The 14,968-nt window shown below is 71.0% G+C and carries 15 protein-coding genes; 8 read left to right on the top strand and 7 right to left on the bottom strand.

What is annotated here, in order from left to right:
• Positions 1-106 precede the first annotated feature (106 nt).
• The 3 genes from A3CQ_RS0139815 to A3CQ_RS0139825 all read right to left on the bottom strand — a co-directional run bounded on the left by A3CQ_RS0139815 (position 107) and on the right by A3CQ_RS0139825 (position 1,863).
• Positions 107-661 carry a helix-turn-helix domain-containing protein gene (locus A3CQ_RS0139815; RefSeq protein WP_020516557.1) on the bottom strand — a complete coding sequence of 185 codons (555 nt, stop codon included), beginning with the start codon at positions 659-661 and terminating at the stop codon, positions 107-109.
• Between the two features lie 71 nt (positions 662-732).
• A complete protein-coding gene (locus A3CQ_RS58175; RefSeq protein WP_157296903.1) occupies positions 733-1,413 on the bottom strand; it encodes a DUF6461 domain-containing protein in 681 nt (226 codons plus the stop codon).
• 12 nt (positions 1,414-1,425) lie between these two features.
• Positions 1,426-1,863 (bottom strand): hypothetical protein, encoded by a 438-nt coding sequence (locus A3CQ_RS0139825; protein ID WP_020516559.1) that lies wholly within the window; start codon positions 1,861-1,863, stop codon positions 1,426-1,428.
• An 81-nt stretch (positions 1,864-1,944) separates the two neighbouring features.
• Between A3CQ_RS0139825 and A3CQ_RS0139830 the strand changes: the two genes are divergently transcribed.
• Together A3CQ_RS0139830 and A3CQ_RS0139835 are read left to right on the top strand one after the other, a co-directional pair.
• The gene (locus tag A3CQ_RS0139830) at positions 1,945-2,712 is read left to right on the top strand and encodes an SDR family oxidoreductase (protein ID WP_040433914.1); all 768 of its coding nucleotides are present in this window, start codon (positions 1,945-1,947) and stop codon (positions 2,710-2,712) included.
• Between the two features lie 21 nt (positions 2,713-2,733).
• On the top strand, positions 2,734-3,258 hold the full coding sequence (locus A3CQ_RS0139835; RefSeq protein ID WP_026206730.1) for a YbaK/EbsC family protein: 525 nt from the start codon (positions 2,734-2,736) through the stop codon (positions 3,256-3,258).
• A 28-nt stretch (positions 3,259-3,286) separates the two neighbouring features.
• Here the strand turns inward: A3CQ_RS0139835 and A3CQ_RS0139840 are convergent, their stop codons facing one another.
• From A3CQ_RS0139840 to A3CQ_RS0139855, 4 genes are read right to left on the bottom strand one after another with little or no spacing between them, the layout of a single operon-like run.
• Complete coding sequence (locus A3CQ_RS0139840; protein WP_026206731.1) at positions 3,287-3,928, bottom strand: DsbA family oxidoreductase; 642 nt, start codon at positions 3,926-3,928, stop codon at positions 3,287-3,289.
• Positions 3,929-3,943: 15 nt separating this feature from the next.
• Entirely contained in the window at positions 3,944-4,378 is a 435-nt protein-coding gene (locus A3CQ_RS0139845; protein WP_026206732.1) for a SufE family protein, read from the bottom strand.
• A 38-nt stretch (positions 4,379-4,416) separates the two neighbouring features.
• The gene (locus A3CQ_RS0139850; protein ID WP_020516564.1) at positions 4,417-4,809 is read right to left on the bottom strand and encodes a CBS domain-containing protein; all 393 of its coding nucleotides are present in this window, start codon (positions 4,807-4,809) and stop codon (positions 4,417-4,419) included.
• 27 nt (positions 4,810-4,836) lie between these two features.
• The gene (locus tag A3CQ_RS0139855; protein WP_020516565.1) at positions 4,837-6,570 is read right to left on the bottom strand and encodes a proline--tRNA ligase; all 1,734 of its coding nucleotides are present in this window, start codon (positions 6,568-6,570) and stop codon (positions 4,837-4,839) included.
• A 137-nt stretch (positions 6,571-6,707) separates the two neighbouring features.
• On the opposite strand from A3CQ_RS0139855, the gene A3CQ_RS0139860 reads away from it, so the two are divergent.
• The 6 genes from A3CQ_RS0139860 (at position 6,708) to A3CQ_RS0139885 (ending at position 14,968) form a co-directional block, all read left to right on the top strand.
• On the top strand, positions 6,708-7,472 hold the full coding sequence (locus tag A3CQ_RS0139860) for an SGNH/GDSL hydrolase family protein (RefSeq protein ID WP_020516566.1): 765 nt from the start codon (positions 6,708-6,710) through the stop codon (positions 7,470-7,472).
• A 25-nt stretch (positions 7,473-7,497) separates the two neighbouring features.
• Positions 7,498-8,397: a sulfurtransferase gene (locus A3CQ_RS0139865; protein WP_020516567.1), complete on the top strand. Its 900-nt coding sequence runs from the start codon at positions 7,498-7,500 to the stop codon at positions 8,395-8,397.
• Between the two features lie 64 nt (positions 8,398-8,461).
• Positions 8,462-10,231, top strand: a complete 1,770-nt coding sequence (locus A3CQ_RS55720; RefSeq protein WP_020516568.1) for an HSP90 family protein — start codon at positions 8,462-8,464, stop codon at positions 10,229-10,231.
• Positions 10,228-12,990, top strand: a complete 2,763-nt coding sequence (locus A3CQ_RS0139875; RefSeq protein ID WP_020516569.1) for a hypothetical protein — start codon at positions 10,228-10,230, stop codon at positions 12,988-12,990. Before A3CQ_RS55720 ends, A3CQ_RS0139875 begins: the two co-directional genes overlap by 4 nt.
• 44 nt (positions 12,991-13,034) lie before the next feature.
• Positions 13,035-13,640 (top strand): TetR/AcrR family transcriptional regulator, encoded by a 606-nt coding sequence (locus A3CQ_RS0139880; protein WP_020516570.1) that lies wholly within the window; start codon positions 13,035-13,037, stop codon positions 13,638-13,640.
• 2 nt (positions 13,641-13,642) lie between these two features.
• Positions 13,643-14,968, top strand: a complete 1,326-nt coding sequence (locus tag A3CQ_RS0139885; RefSeq protein WP_026206733.1) for an acetyl-CoA carboxylase biotin carboxylase subunit — start codon at positions 13,643-13,645, stop codon at positions 14,966-14,968.

Below are 14,968 nucleotides of genomic sequence, written 5' to 3' on the forward strand. Positions count from 1 at the left end.
CAGTCGCGCGGCGTGATCGCATCGGGCGGCCGGGGTTGAACTGATCCACTATCCGCCCATTGCGGCAATATGCATAAGGTCCTTTTATAGCTTTGTGATCGACGACTCACACTGTCCGTAGCACTCGCTCGAGCTTCTCCGGGGGCACCGGGCGGGCCCGATCGCGGCGGCTGTCGGCCAGCGCCTCGAGCACCGTGCGGCGCTCCACTTCGGACAATATGCCGGTGAACGGCGACGTGCTACGCAATTCGATCGCGTACGGGGCCGAGGAGGTCAGCGCGTCGAGAACGGCCTCGGCGCCGGTGTCGATGACGGCCTGCCACCGGTCGAGCCACTCCCAGGAATGGCCCTCGGGATGCAGCCGCCGCAGTCGCCGCAGGGTGATCGTGGCCGCCGCGAGCAACGCCATCGGGCTCGACACGAACTTGCCGGCGATCGCCCGGTGCAGCCACAACTGTTGGAGCTGTTCCTTGGTGAGCGCCGGCCGGATGAGCGCCTCCACGTCGGCCCGGCGCAGGCGCCGATGGGAGCCGTCGGCGACGTACGGCAGCAGGCCGCGCGCACAGAGATCGATGACCTGCTCCCGCGAGGCGCGGAGCATGATCGCCGCCTGGCCGACGCTCAGCAAATCCGGACTGGCGCTCGGCTCCGAGGAACGCATCGTCACGGGTGAATGCTGGCCCTGTGTCGATCACCCGTGCAAGAGCCGAACGGCCAATGATTCTTTCACCGTCAGGCTCGGGGCACGGTCGTGAGCAGGTAGGTGCGGCTGCGCAGCAGCTCCTGGGTCATCTCGGTGCCGGTGAGTCGCTCGGTCAGCGCGAACGCCGCCGCCGTGCCCTGGGCGGGGTCGTCCCCGCGGCCGAACCCGACCGAGGACATCATCGAGGCCAGCTCGGCGGCCCGGCTGCCGGCCACGGTCGCGGGCGCCAGCGGGTCGAAGTCGAGCTCGATCGCCGAATCCTCCAGCAGCAGGAAGCGGCCGTGCCCGTCGGGGCCGCGCTGATGGGCCACGACGGTGGTGCCGGCCGACAGCGGACGCACCAGCTGCTCGGTCACCCCGAGATCGCCGGCGTCCTCGACGATCAGCGACCAGTCCTCGACCCGGGCCACGCCGATGAAGTACCGGTCTGTCGGCTCGGACGGGCCGTCGCCGGAGCCAACCAGCTGCTGCCAGGTGATCCGCTCGAGCTCCTTGCCACCGAGCCGCTTGAGCACCTGCTGCGGCGTGAGGCCCTTGACCCACGTGAAGCAGAAACCTCTGTCGAGGTCGGGTTCGAGAGCGAACCACCAGTAGTCGTCGGCCACCGCGGCGCGTGCGGTCGCGGCGGCCGCCGGGGTGCCGGAGCGGCGTGGACTACAGGCCGCGAGAGCACCCGCGGTCAGCAGCAGGGCGAGAGATCGACGACGCACGGCGAGATTAGATCAAAGACCGGGCCCGGCCGGGACCCTTGCCGGCATCGGCATGTCGATGTCGGCTGGGCGGGCCGCGATCGCCCTCCGCCGCTCGGTGACAAAAAACCCACAGCTTCCCGCGTACGCGGCCGCGAGCAGGCCACCGACGACGCGGACCGCCGTCCCGCCCGGCTCCACGATGGTCAGGACGAGAGCGGCCTCGGTCCAGCAGGCGAGCAGGACGGCGTTGACCGTGTCGGCCCGGCCCCAGCCGCCGGGCGTCCGCCGCCGCGCCTGGCGCCGGATCTCGACGAGCAGTGAGTGGCCCATGCCGAGCGCGAGCAGCCCGAGCAGGATCGTCGCGAAGACCGAGTGGGCGCCGCCGGCGACGGCCGCGACCGCGGTGCCGCCGGCCAGCAGCGCGAGACCGCTGACGGTCCCGATGCGCGCGCCGCGACGTTCCTCCACAACCCCTGATAGTCGGCAAGATCTGCAGAACACTGAGGCGGACGGCTGTCACGTTTCCGTGGGGTGGGTCGTCCGGATCGCATGAACGAGAACGCAGCGACAACGACAGTGCTGGTGACCGGGGCGAGCGGGACGCTGGGGTCCGCGGTGGTGCCCCGGCTGGAGAAAGAGGGCTATCGAGTGCGGCCGACGAGCCGCCGGGCGCGGGCGGGCTGGGTCGCCGCCGACCTGCGCACCGGCGAGGGACTGGCCGAGGCGGTCGAGGACGTGGACGTGATCGTGCACCTGGCCTCGGCGCCCGGCCGGCCGCAGCAGACCGACGTCGAGGGGACCCGGCGGCTGCTCGAGGCGGCCAAGCCGGCCGGGGTGCGGCATGTCCTCTACGTCTCGATCAACGGCATCGACCGCGTGCCCTACCGCTACTACCAGGCCAAGCTCGACACGGAGGCGGTCGTCGAGCGGAGCGGCATCCCGTACACGATCCTGCGGGCCGCCCAGTTCCACCCGTTCGTCGAGATGCTGCTGTCCACCACCAGCAAGCTCGGCCCGGTGGTCATCGACCCGAAGTGGCAGGTCCAGCCGGTGGCGATCGAGGACGTGGCCGACCGCATCGCCGACCTGATCGCCGTGCCCGGGACCGGCGAGGTCATCGAGTACGCGGGCCCACAGGTGCTCACCTTCGACGAGATGGCCCGCACCTGGCTGACCGCCCGCGGCTCGAAGCGGCCGATCTGGCGGTTGCGCTTCCCCGGCGGCATGGCGAGGGCGATCCGGTCGGGCGCGCAGACCACCACCGCCACCCCGACGGGGACCCGGACGTGGCGGGACTACCTGGCCTCCAAGTATTGAGTAAGGATGGCGGGCGTGATGATGGGAACTCTCAAGCTCGAACCCGCCCAGTCCCGCCCCGACCTGCTGGCCCCGCCGGTGGCCAAGGCGCTGGCCGAGGACGACCAGGTGCTGGTGGCGCCGATCGACCCGGACCTGGCCGACACCGCCGCGTTCTGCGAGGCGTACGACGTGGGTCTCGATGTCTCGGCGAACTGCGTGGTGGTCGCCGGCAAGCGTGACGGCGTGACCCGGTACGCGGCCTGCATCATCCTCGCCACCACCCGGGCCGACGTGAACGGCGTGGTCCGCCGCCACCTGGACGTCCGCAAGTGCAGCTTCGCGCCGATGGACGACGCGGTCGCGCTGACCGGCATGGAGTACGGCGGGATCACCCCGATCGGCCTGCCCGCCGACTGGCCGATCCTGGTCGACGCCAGGGTGGCGGCCACGCCGCACGTCATCGTCGGCTCCGGCGTGCGGCACAGCAAGATCGCCATTGCGGGCCCGGCACTGGGCGCGCTGCCGAATGCCCAGGTGATCGAGGGCCTGGCGAAAGAGGTCTAAAGCGGTCGATGCCGTTCCACGTGAAACGTCATTGATCGATGTCGACGGTCTCCCGGCGGGCGATCTCCTCGAGGGCGGCCAGGATCGTGGCCGACTCCTGAGCGCCCTGGATCGCGTACTTCCCGTCGATCACGAAGGTCGGCACGCTGGTGATGCCGAGCTCGCGCGCCTCGGCGAGGTCGGTGTTCACCGCGTCCGTCCCGGCGGGGGATTCCAGGTAGGCCCGCGCCGCCGCCGGGTCGAGCCCGATCGAGCCGGCCACCTGGGCGAGCGCCGGCCGGGAGCCGATGTCGATGCCCTTGGTGAAGTGGGCCCGCTGCAGCGCGTCGAGCAGGTCGGCCTGCCGGCCCTGCCCGGCCGCCCAGGCGATCAGCCGGTGGGCGTCGAACGTGTTGGCCGCGATCGACCGGTCGAAATCGAGGCGCAGCCCGTCGCGGGCGGCGATCGACGTCACGTGCGCGAACATCTGCTCGGCGCGCTCGCGCCCGCCGAACTTCGCGGCCAGCGCGTCCTTGGTGCGCACCGGCACCGGCACCGGTGAGGCGTCGAGCTGGTACGCCCGGAAGGTCACGGCCACCTCGCCGGGGAACTCGGCGATCGCTTTCTCGAGCCGCTTCTTGCCGATGTAGCACCACGGGCACACAACGTCGGCCCAGACCTGAATATCCACGAGCACTCCGGGGGGTCAGCGAGGGGAAAGCTGGGCGGCGACCTGCCGCTTGAGCCGGGCGAGGATCGCCGACCCGCCACGGATGCGCAGCGGGCTGATCGCCTGCCCGAGGCCCATCCGAGCATAAAGATCATCCGGTACGGCGAGGATCTCGGCGGTCGACGCGCCCTCCAGCCCCTCGGCCAGGACGCCGGCGAACGCCCGCGTCGTCGGGGCCTCGGGCGGGCAGTCGAACCAGGTCGTCACCGTGTCGTCCGGGTTGACCGTCGCCTTGAGGAAGAACTGGGTCTGGCACTCGGGCACCTGCTCCATGCCGTCGTGCCCGGCCAACTCGGCCGGCAGCGGCGGCATCGCGTCGGAGAACTCGATCAGCATCTCCAGCACGACCTCGCGCGGCGCCGAGGCGAACTCGTCGACGATCTCGGCAAGCTTCGGGGGCATGTCGCTCACGACAAAACCCTACGTCGCCCAAAAGGCCGGCAGCAGCGTCAGGCCGGCGTCGACGTCGGGAGGAGGGCCACGTCACTCAGGCTGATGATCCCGACGACCTTGCGGTCGGCGTCGCAGACCAGCAGGCGGCGGACCCCGCGCTCGCGCATGGCCCGGACCGCTTCCTCGACGGTGGCCGACTGCTCCACCATGATCAGCTCACGTGAGGTGATCGAGCCGAGCGTCGTCTGTTTGGGCGGGAGGTTCTCCGCGATCGCGCGGATCACGATGTCGCGGTCGGTGACCAGGCCGACCATGGTCGGTCCGTCGGTCACCACCACGTCACCGATGCCCTGGTCGCGCATCGCCTGCGCGGCCTCGTCGAGCGTCGTGGCCACGGGCAGGTAGACGACCCGCCGGGTCATCACGTCGCCGACCGACACCTTCGCCATGGTGAAACCTCCCGTTATGAACCTCTGTTACCCGAGTGCATCCGTGATTACACGTGGTACGTCAGCCAGCGGTACGTCGGATCGCTCGCCCGTGCGGCGGTCGCGAAATTCGACGATCCCCTCGGCGAGACGGCGGCCGACCACCACCGACCGGGCGACGCCGATCAGCTCGGCGTCGGTGAACTTGACGCCCGCCGACAGCTGCGGCCGGTCGTCGACCAGCACCCGCAGGCCGGCCGCGACCAGGCGTTCGCCGAGCTCGAGGGCCGCCTCGACCTGACCGGCCTTGCCCGCTGCGATCACGTGTACGTCGGCCGGCGCGACCTCGTCCGGCCAGAGCAGGCCCCGCTCGTCGTGGTGCTGCTCGGCGATCGTCGCGACGGCCCGGGACACCCCGATCCCGTACGAGCCCATGGTCGGGCGCACCGTCTTGCCGTCCACCCCGAGCACGTCGACCTTGAACGTGTCGGTGTACTTGCGGCCGAGCTGGAAGACGTGCCCGATCTCGATGCCGCGCCGGATCGTGAGCGTGCCGTCGGCGCAGGCCGGGCAGGGGTCGCCGGCCCGCACCTCGGCCGCCTCGATCGTGCCGTCGGGAGTGAAGTCGCGGCCGGCCACGACGTTCGTCGCGTGCTTGCCGGGCTCGTTGGCGCCGGTCAGCCAGGCGGTGCCGGCGACGACGCGGGGGTCGGCCAGGTATCGCGCGGTGATTCCCTGCGGGCCGATGTAGCCCTTCACCAGGTCGGGGCGGGACGCGAAGTCGTCGAAGAGGGTCGCGGTGGCCGGGGCGAGCGCGGCGTCGAGCCGTTTCAGGTCGACCTCGCGGTCGCCGGGCACGCCGATCACCAGCAGCTCGTCCTTGCCGCCGGGCTGGTGCACGGTCACGACCACGTTTTTCAGGGTGTCGGCCGCTGTCCAGTCGGTGCGGCCCTCGAGCGCCCGGTCGTTGGCCAGCTCGACGAGGGAGGCGATGGTCGGGGTCGACGGGGTGTCGTGCACGGCGATCGGGCCGGCCTCGACGGGTGTGATCGAGGGCACGGGCGTGACGACCGCCTCGGTGTTCGCCGCGTACTCGCAGGAGGAGCAGCCGACGAATGTGTCCTCGCCGACATCGGACGTGGCCAGGAACTCCTCGGACGCCGAGCCGCCCATGGCGCCGGACATCGCGGCGACGATCGTGTGCGCCAGCCCGAGCCGGTCGAAGATCCGCTGGTAGGACGCGCGTACGGCGGCGTACGCCGCCGCGAGGCCCTCGTCGGTGAGCGTGAACGAGTACGCGTCCTTCATCAGGAACTCGCGGCCGCGCAGCAGCCCGGCCCGCGGGCGAGCCTCGTCCCGGTATTTCGTCTGCACCTGGAACAGCAGCTGCGGGAAGTCGCGGTAGGAGCTGGTCATGTCCTGCACGAGCAGGGTGAACATCTCCTCGTGTGTGGGCGCGAGAAGGTAGTCGCCGCCGCGGCGGTCCTGCAGTGTGAAGATGTCGTCGCCGTACTCGGTCCAGCGGTTGGTCAGGTCGTAGGGCTCGCGCGGCAGCAGCGCCGGAAAGGCGACTTCCTGCCCGCCGATGGCGACCATCTCCTCGCGGACCACGGCGATCACCCGGTCGAGGACGATCTTGCCGAGCGGGAGCCAGGTGTACCCACCCGGGGCGGCGCGACGGATGAATCCGGCGCGCAGCAGCAGCCGATGGCTCGGCACCTCCGCGTCCGCCGGCTCCTCGCGCAGTGTCTTGAGCAGCAAGGTGGACATTCGCAACAGCATGCAGAGCAGCGTATTGAGGGGGTCCGACGGAAACCACCGGATATCCCGGGTGTCGCCATCGTCACGCTGCGATGTCCGCCCTTCCGGTGGAAAACTGACTGTCAATTACAGGTGAAGGGACGTTAAGGGGGCGGCGGATGACCTGGCGCAGCTTCGTGGCGATGGGGGACAGCTTCACCGAGGGCCTCAGCGACGCGTATCCCGACGGCAGCTACCGAGGCTGGGCGGACCTGGTCGCCGCCCGGCTCGCCGTGGACTACGGACCCGACTTCGGCTACGCGAACCTCGCGATCCGTGGCCGACTGCTCAACCAGATCGTCGACGAGCAGCTGGAACCGACCCTGGCGATGCACCCCGACCTGGTCAGCTTCGCGGGCGGCGGCAACGACGTGCTGCGGCCGCGGGTCGACCCGCATGCGCTGGTGGCGCGGATGGATCCGATGGTCGCCGAGCTGCGTGCGGCCGGCGCCGACGTGATCCTGTTCCGGTTCGCCGACGTCACCGCCCACCTGCCCGGGCAGCGCATCATGAGCCCGCGGGCGGCCGTGCTCAACGACGGAGCCACCATGCTCGGCGAGAAGTACGGCGCGTACGTGATCGACCTCTTCGGCGACGACAAGTTCCACCACCCGCACATGTGGGCGCCCGACCGGCTGCACCTGTCGGCCGCCGGCCACCGCCGGGTCGCCGCGCACGTACTCAACGCGCTGGGTGTCGGCATCGAGGAAGAGTGGATGCTGGTGCCGCCCGCGCCCGAGCCCACGCCGTGGCTGCTGGCCCGGGGCGCCGACGTGCGCTGGGCCCGCGAGCACCTGGTGCCCTGGATGGGCCGGCACCTGCTCGGTCACTCGAGTGGCGACAGCGTCACAGCCAAGCGTCCGGCGTTGGCCCCCATCGAATGACCACCAAAGCGCTAGCGTGACAAGCATGTCCGTTGCGAACGATCCGGCGCCCGCACTGCAGGCGTACGCGCACCCCGAGAAACTGGTCACCACCGAGTGGCTGGCCGCCAACCTCGACACGCCCGGCCTCGTGGTCGTGGAGTCGGACGAGGACGTGCTGCTCTACGACACCGGGCACATCCCGGGCGCGGTCAAGGTCGACTGGCACCTCGAACTGAACGACCAGGTCACCCGCGACTACCTCGACCCCGCCGCGTTCGCCGCCCTGTGCGAGGCGAAGGGCATCGGCCGGGACGACACGATCGTGTTCTACGGCGACAACTTCAACTGGTGGGCCGCGTACGCCCTCTGGGTCTTCAGTCTGTTCGGCCACCGCGACGTTCGGCTGCTGGATGGCGGCCGGCAGAAATGGGTGGCCGAAGGCCGCCCGGTGACCAGGGACAAGACCGAGCGCCCGAAGGCGGACTACCCGGTTCCGGTCCGCAACGACGCCGAGATCCGTGCCTTCCGCGACCAGGTCATGGGTCACATCGCGAGCGGACGGCCGCTGGTCGACGTGCGTTCGCCGCAGGAGTACACGGGCGAGCTCACCCATATGGCGGCCTATCCGCAGGAGGGCGCGCTGCGCGGCGGGCACATCCCGGGCGCGCTGAGCAAGCCGTGGAAGTCGGCGGCGAACGAGGACGGCTCGTTCAAGCAGGCCGACGAGCTCACCAAGATCTACCACGACGAGCTGGGCCTCGACTCGGCCGACGACATCATCGCCTACTGCCGGATCGGCGAGCGGTCCAGTCACACCTGGTTCGTGCTGCACCACCTGCTCGGCTACCCGCAGGTCCGCAACTACGACGGATCCTGGACGGAGTGGGGCAACCTGGTGCGCGCGCCGATCGTCAAGGGGCCCGAGCCGGGCGGCATGCACTGAGTTGATCGACTGAAAACGGGAACGGGGCGAGAAACTGTCGGGGGCACCCGGTAGCTTCTCGCCCGTGAGCAACACGTTCCAGGTCGATCTACGGGGCATCGTCGATCTGCTGAGTCACCACCTCTACGCGAGCCCGCGCGTCTACGTCCGTGAGCTGCTGCAGAACGCGGTTGATGCGATCACCGCCACCGATCTCGCCGAAAAGGGCCAGATCCGCATCACCACCGGCTCCGACGAGCTGCGCATCACCGACAACGGCATCGGGCTGACCGAGGCGCAGGTGCACGAGCTGCTGGCCACGATCGGCCGCAGCTCGAAACGCGACGAGCTGGGCTTCGCCCGCCACGAGTTCCTCGGCCAGTTCGGCATCGGCCTGCTCTCCTGTTTCCTGGTGGCCGACGAGATCCGGGTGCACACCCGGCGGGCCGGCGCCGAGCCGGTGGTCTGGGTGGGGTATTCCGACGGCCGCTACGAGGTGCGCCCCGGCAAAGAGCGCGAGCCGGGTACCACGGTCACCCTGCTGCCGCGCCGCGGCGCCGAACACCTTCTTTCCGGTACGACGGTGCGCGAGCTCGCCGAGCTTTACGGTTCGATGCTGCCGGTCAGCGTCGAGGTCGACGATCAGCGGGTGACGGCCGGCGAGGTGCCCTGGGAATCCGGTCGCGCCGCCCTCTTCTCGTACGCGGAGAAGGTCTTTGGCTTTGTCCCCTTCGACGTCGTCGAGCTCGACGTGCCCGAGGCCGGTCTGAAGGGCGCGGCGTTCGTGCTGCCCACGCCGGTCAACCCGGCGACCCGCGGCGGTCACCGGGTCTATCTGAAACGCATGCTGCTCGCCGAGAACGTCGAGGGCCTGCTGCCCGAGTGGGCGTTCTTCGCCCGCTGCGTGGTCGACAGCACCGAGCTGCGCCCGACCGCGAGCCGCGAGTCGCTCTACGACGACGGCCTGCTCAACGCCGCTCGCGACGCGATCGCCGACCAGCTGCGCGGCTGGCTGGTGCGGCTGGCCGCGACCGATCCGCGGCGGCTCACCCGCTTCCTCGACGTGCACCATCTCGGGGTCAAGGCGCTCGCCCTGCACGACGACGAGATGCTGCGCATCGTCGAGCAGTGGTACCCCATCGAGACCAACATGGGCCAGGTCACGCTGGCCGAGTTCCGCGAGCGCCACGGCATCATCCGGTACGCGTCGACCGCCGACGAGTTCCGCCAGCTCGCCGCCGTCGCCGCCGCGCAGGACGTCGGCCTGGTCAACGGCGGGTACGTGTACGACACCGAGATCATCGAACGGCTGGCCACAGTGGACCCGGAGGTCCGGGCCGAGCGGCTCGAGCCGACCGACCTGGCGACCCGCTTCACCGGGCTGGACGCCGAGACCGAGCTGGCCCTGCGCCCGTTCCTCGCGATCGCGCAGCGCCGCCTCGACCGGCTCGGTTGTGAGGTCGTGATCCGCGCGTTCGACCCGGTCACTTTGCCGGCGCTCTATCTGGTCAGTCGGGCCGCCGCGTTCCACGACCAGTTCACGGCCACCCGCGACAAGTCCGACGACCTGTGGAGCGGCGTGCTCGACGCGCTCGCCTCGGTCGCGCCGCCCGAGCGACCGCAGCTGGTGCTCAACCATCGCAACCCCCTGGTGCGGCGCGTGGTCGGCATCGCCGATCCCGAGCTCGCGGGCCTGGCCGTCGAGTCGCTCTACGGCCAGTCGCTGATGCTCGGCCACCACCCGATCCGGCCGGCCGACGCCGCGCTGCTCACCACGTCGTTCGTCGGGCTGCTCGACCGGGCCGTGCCCGCCATCGTCGCCGAGGAAAACAGTGTCGCCGAGGAGGACCGATGAGGGCCGCCGACGAGTTGTGGGGCCTGCTCGAGCAGGCCCGCCGGATGCCCTACGGCTCGGCCCAGATCGCGCTGGTCGAGCAGCTCCTGCCGCAGGTCGACGCCGCGGGCGACCCCGATCTCGCCTTCACCACCCGGCTGATCGCCACGAACGCGTACGTCTACGGCGGCGAGAAGGTCAAGTCGTTCGTCACCTTCTCCTGGTGCCTGAGCGACTTCGACAACAACCCCGGCCCGCACCACCAGCGCCGCACCCACACCCTGTTGTGGCACTTCAAGTACATGGTGAACGCGCTCGAGCAGTTCCCCGAGATTCCCCTGGCCCGCACCTACGCGGTGCTCGACGACATGGAACGCCGCTACCGCGAGGCCGGCCACAGCATGCAGGTCGTGCACAAGCACCGGTACCTCGTCGCCAAGCACCTCGGCCTCGATGACGAGGCCGACCAGTGGTATTCGAGGTGGCAGGCCGCGCCGCGGGACAGCATCTCCGACTGCGCCGGGTGCGACCCGACCGACATGGCCGCCTACCTCAACTCCCGCGGGCGGTACCGCGAGGTCGTCGAGCTGGCCGAGCCGGTGCTGGCCGGCGAGCTGTCCTGCAACGAGCAGCCGCAGGGGATTCTGCGCGAGCTGACCACGGCGTACCTGTTCACCGGCGACCTGGAGAAAGCCGCCGACGCGCACCGCCGGGCGTACCGCCTGGAGCGGGGCAACCTCGCCGACCTGTGGACCATCGGAACGCACATCGCCTTCTGCGCCCGCACCGGCAACGAGCACCGCGGTCTCGAGATGCTCCAGCGGCACATCGACTGGTTGGAAAAGGCGCCGTCGCCGGCCGCCGAGATGAACTTCGCCGCCGACGCGGCGATGCTGCTGCGCCGGCTCACCGAGCTCGGGCACGGCGACCTTACCGTCCGCCGTCAGGAGCGCGGCGACATCGCGGTCACGAAACTCGCCACCGAGCTGGCCGAGCGGGCCACCGAGCTGGCCGCCCGCTTCGACGCCCGCAACGGCAGCGGCTACCAGGGACGCCGCATCGCCGAGCGGATCGCCGCCGAGCCGTACGGGATCGATCTCGCCCTGTCGCCGACCGCCCGGCCCGTGGTCGCGACCACGAAACCGGAGCCGTCGCCCGAGCCCGAGGTTCCCGACACGGCCGGCCCGGCCGAGCTGCTCGACCTCGCGGCCGCGCAGTACGAGCAGGACAGGATCGAGGAGCTGACCGCCACCCTGGCCGCACTGGACGCGCGCTTCCCGGCGCTGGATGACCCGCTGCTGATCGCCCGCCGCGCCGCGCTGGCCGGAAACCTGCTGAGCTGGAACGAGAAGGGCGACCCGCGGCCGTTGTGGGCGGAGGCGATCGCGCTCCTCGAGGCCGCCGGCGCCGAGGGCGAGGCCAGCGTGCTCCGGGCCCGGGCGGCGATCACCAAGACCGCCCCCGGCGAGATCGACGCCGAGCCGATCCGGGCCGACGTCGACTACCAGGAAAAACACGGCGACGCCGCCGCCCGCGCGACCGCCTGGGCGCGACTGTCCATCTTGCACGTCATGCGGCAGGAACTCGCCGAGGCGATCCGGGCCGACGACCGGGCGTACGACTACGCGAACCAGACCGGCGACCCGTGGCGGATCGCCCGGCACGCCTTGCAGCGGGCCCGCATCCGGGCCAACGCCGATGACTCCGACGCCGCCCTCGACGCGGCGCGGGTCGCCTGGAACCACTACCGCGAGCACGGCCCGAAATTCCGGCTGGCGGAGGTTGCCGTCTTCTACGGCCATCTCAACGAGGACGCGGAGGAGCGGGTCGAGGCGTTCGGCGTGGCGATCTCCAGCGGTGTGCCCGGCGAGCAACTACCGGCCAGGGTCGGCCGCGGCCACGCGCTCAAGCAGCTCGATCGGCCGCACGAGGCAGTCGACGACCTGGTCGAGGCGGTCGCGCTCTGCGCCGAGCAGGGCTTCGACGCGGGCGGTGCCTTCGCCCGGTACGAGCTGGCCGAGGCGTACGCGATGGCCGGCCGCCCGTTCGAGGCGGCCGAAGTCGCCGAGGAGGCACTGCGCGGTTTCGAGGACGGCGGCAACGAGCAGGAGGCCGACAACACCCGTCACCTGCTGGCCCAGCAGTACCGGGCGATCGGCGACACGGCCGGCGCCGTGGCGCGCTACCGCGAGCTGATCGAGCGGCTCGCCGACAACCCCGGCGGCCGCGGCCGGATCGGGGAGGAGGCCGCCGGCCTGCTCTACGACCTCAACCGGGACGCCGAGGCCGCGGCGGCGTTCCTGGCCGCGGCGCGGGCCCTGCACGAGGCCGGCGACCTGATCGGGGAGCTGCGGGTGCTGCGCCGACGGGTGGGCGCGCTGCATTTCGCCGACGACCCGGACGCCGCGGTCGAGACCGCCCGGCTGGCCGACGAGCGGTTCGCGGCGCTGCCCGCCGACCTGGCCGACGAGCCCAACGCGATCTGGCAGAACAGCCTGACCGCCTGGGGTCACGCCCGGGTCCTCGTGGCTCGGGACCGGCACGCCGAAGCCGTGCCGGTGCTGCGCGATGTGGCGCCCCGGCTGCGGGCGATCGGCGCCGCCGACGACGCCGACCAGATCACCGGTATGTACGGGGAGGCGCTGCTGGGGGCAGGTGAAGTCGCCGAGGCCGAGGCGGTCATGCGGAACCTGCTCGATGTGATGGCCCCGGACGCGCCGGGACGGGAGACTGCTGAGAAGGTGTACGCGGAGATCCGAGAGGCGCTCGGCACATCCTGAACGTCCGTTAAGGCGAATCCTTGACAGCGGGTTAAAGTGGCCACGTGACGACGGTTGATCAGCAGCAGCGGTCGGGGCCGCCCGCGCCCCGGCGGCGCTCGCGGCGCGACGAGATCCTCGAGATCGCCGTGGGCCTGTTCGCGGCCCGCGGCTATCACGGCGTGTCGATGGATGACATCGGCTCGGCCGCCGGGGTGACCGGTCCGGCGCTCTACCACCACTTCGCCGGCAAGGAAGCCATGCTGGTGGCCGCCCTGATCCCGGTGAGCGAGGGCCTGCTGCACGGCGGCAAGGCCCGGGTGGCCGAGCACCCCGACGACGCCGGCGCCGCGCTGGCCGACCTGATCGACTTCCACGTCGAGTTCGCCCTGGCCAACCCGGCCGTCATCGCCCTGCACCTGCACGAGCTCGACCGCCTGCCCGACGAGCCTCGCCGGCAGATCCGCCGCCTGCAGCGCCTCTACGTCGAGGAATGGGTGGTCGTGCTGGGCAAGCTGCGGCCCGAGCTCGAGCCGGCCGAGGCGCGGGTGCTCGCCCACTCGGCGTTCGGCCTGATGAACTCCACGCCGTTCCTGGGCGGCGAGGTCGACCGTCGCCGCCGCGCGGCCCTGCTGCGCGACGCGACCGGCCACGCGTTGCTGGGTCGGTGACGATGATCGAGTCGCTGCTCATCGCCAACCGGGGCGAGATCGCCCGCCGGGTCATCCGCACCGCCAAGCGCCTGGGTGTCCGCACGATCGCGGTCCACTCCGAGGCCGACGCCGACCTGCCGTTCGTCGCCGAGGCCGACGAGACGGTGAACATCGGCGCGCCGCAGAGCTACCGCAACGCCGAGGCCATCCTCGCCGCCGCTAAGGCGACCGGCGCCCAGGCCATCCACCCCGGCTACGGCTTCCTCAGCGAGAACGCCGACTTCGCCCGCGCGGTCGAGGACCACGGCCTGATCTGGGTCGGTCCGCCCGCCGCCGCGATCGCCGCGATGGGCGACAAGATCAACGCCCGGAACCTGATGGCCGCGGCCGGCGTCCCGGTCGCACCGGGCACCCACGACCCGGCCGCCACCGTCGAGGCGGCGGTCGAGGCGGCCACCGCCATCGGCTATCCGGTGATGGTCAAGGCCGCGGCCGGCGGCGGTGGCATGGGCATGGCGGTCGCCGCCGACGAGAAAAGCCTGCGTACCGAGTACGACAAGGTTCGCGCGTTCGCCGAGCGGATGTTCGGCGACGGCTCGGTGCTGATCGAGCGCTACTTCCCCCGGGTGCGCCACGTCGAGGTGCAGATCCTCGGCCTCGCCGACGGCCGGGTGATCGCGCTGAGCGAGCGCGAGTGCTCGGTGCAGCGCCGCAACCAGAAACTGGTGGAGGAGGCGCCGTCCCCGGCGGTCGACCCGGCATTGCGGCAGCGCATCCTGGCCGCTGCCGTCACCGCGGGCGAGGCGGTCGACTACCGCAACGCGGGCACGGTCGAGTGCCTGCTCGACCCCGAGACCGGCGACTTCTTCTTCCTTGAGATGAACACGCGGCTCCAGGTCGAGCACCCGATCACCGAGCTGATCCACGGCATCGATCTGGTCGAACAGCAGCTGTTGATCGCCTCCGGCGAGCCGGTGACCTTCGACCACACCGCACAGACCAGCGGCCACGCGATCGAGCTGCGGGTCAACGCCGAGGACCCGAAGCGCTTCCTCCCGGGCCCCGGCAAGGTCGCGACCTGGGTCGAGCCGACCGGTGACGGCGTGCGCGTCGACTCGGGCTATGCCGCGGGCACCACCGTCACCCCGTTCTACGACTCGCTCATGGCCAAGCTGATCCTCTTCGGCGCCGACCGGGCCGACGCGATCGCCAAGGCGCGGGCCGCGGTGGCGGGCTTCCAGATCGCCGGCCCCAAGAACAACCTGCCTTTCTTCGCCGAGCTGCTGGAGAACGAGGAGTTTCTCTCCGGCGACTACGACACCGGCATCGTTTCCCGGATGAGGTGA

The organism is Paractinoplanes globisporus DSM 43857 (genome assembly GCF_000379645.1).
Lineage (GTDB): Bacteria > Actinomycetota > Actinomycetes > Mycobacteriales > Micromonosporaceae > Actinoplanes > Actinoplanes globisporus.

Bases quoted from the DNA above. Each gene is read 5' to 3' on its own strand.
- A3CQ_RS0139815 (WP_020516557.1), bottom strand. From the start codon at position 661: ATGCGTTCCTCGGAGCCGAGCGCCAGTCCGGATTTGCTGAGCGTCGGC.
- A3CQ_RS0139855 (WP_020516565.1), bottom strand. From the start codon at position 6,570: ATGCTGTTGCGAATGTCCACCTTGCTGCTCAAGACACTGCGCGAGGAG.
- A3CQ_RS0139830 (WP_040433914.1), top strand. From the start codon at position 1,945: ATGAACGAGAACGCAGCGACAACGACAGTGCTGGTGACCGGGGCGAGC.
- A3CQ_RS0139850 (WP_020516564.1), bottom strand. From the start codon at position 4,809: ATGGCGAAGGTGTCGGTCGGCGACGTGATGACCCGGCGGGTCGTCTAC.
- A3CQ_RS0139865 (WP_020516567.1), top strand. From the start codon at position 7,498: ATGTCCGTTGCGAACGATCCGGCGCCCGCACTGCAGGCGTACGCGCAC.
- A3CQ_RS0139885 (WP_026206733.1), top strand. From the start codon at position 13,643: ATGATCGAGTCGCTGCTCATCGCCAACCGGGGCGAGATCGCCCGCCGG.
- A3CQ_RS0139835 (WP_026206730.1), top strand. From the start codon at position 2,734: ATGGGAACTCTCAAGCTCGAACCCGCCCAGTCCCGCCCCGACCTGCTG.
- A3CQ_RS0139875 (WP_020516569.1), top strand. From the start codon at position 10,228: ATGAGGGCCGCCGACGAGTTGTGGGGCCTGCTCGAGCAGGCCCGCCGG.
- A3CQ_RS0139860 (WP_020516566.1), top strand. From the start codon at position 6,708: ATGACCTGGCGCAGCTTCGTGGCGATGGGGGACAGCTTCACCGAGGGC.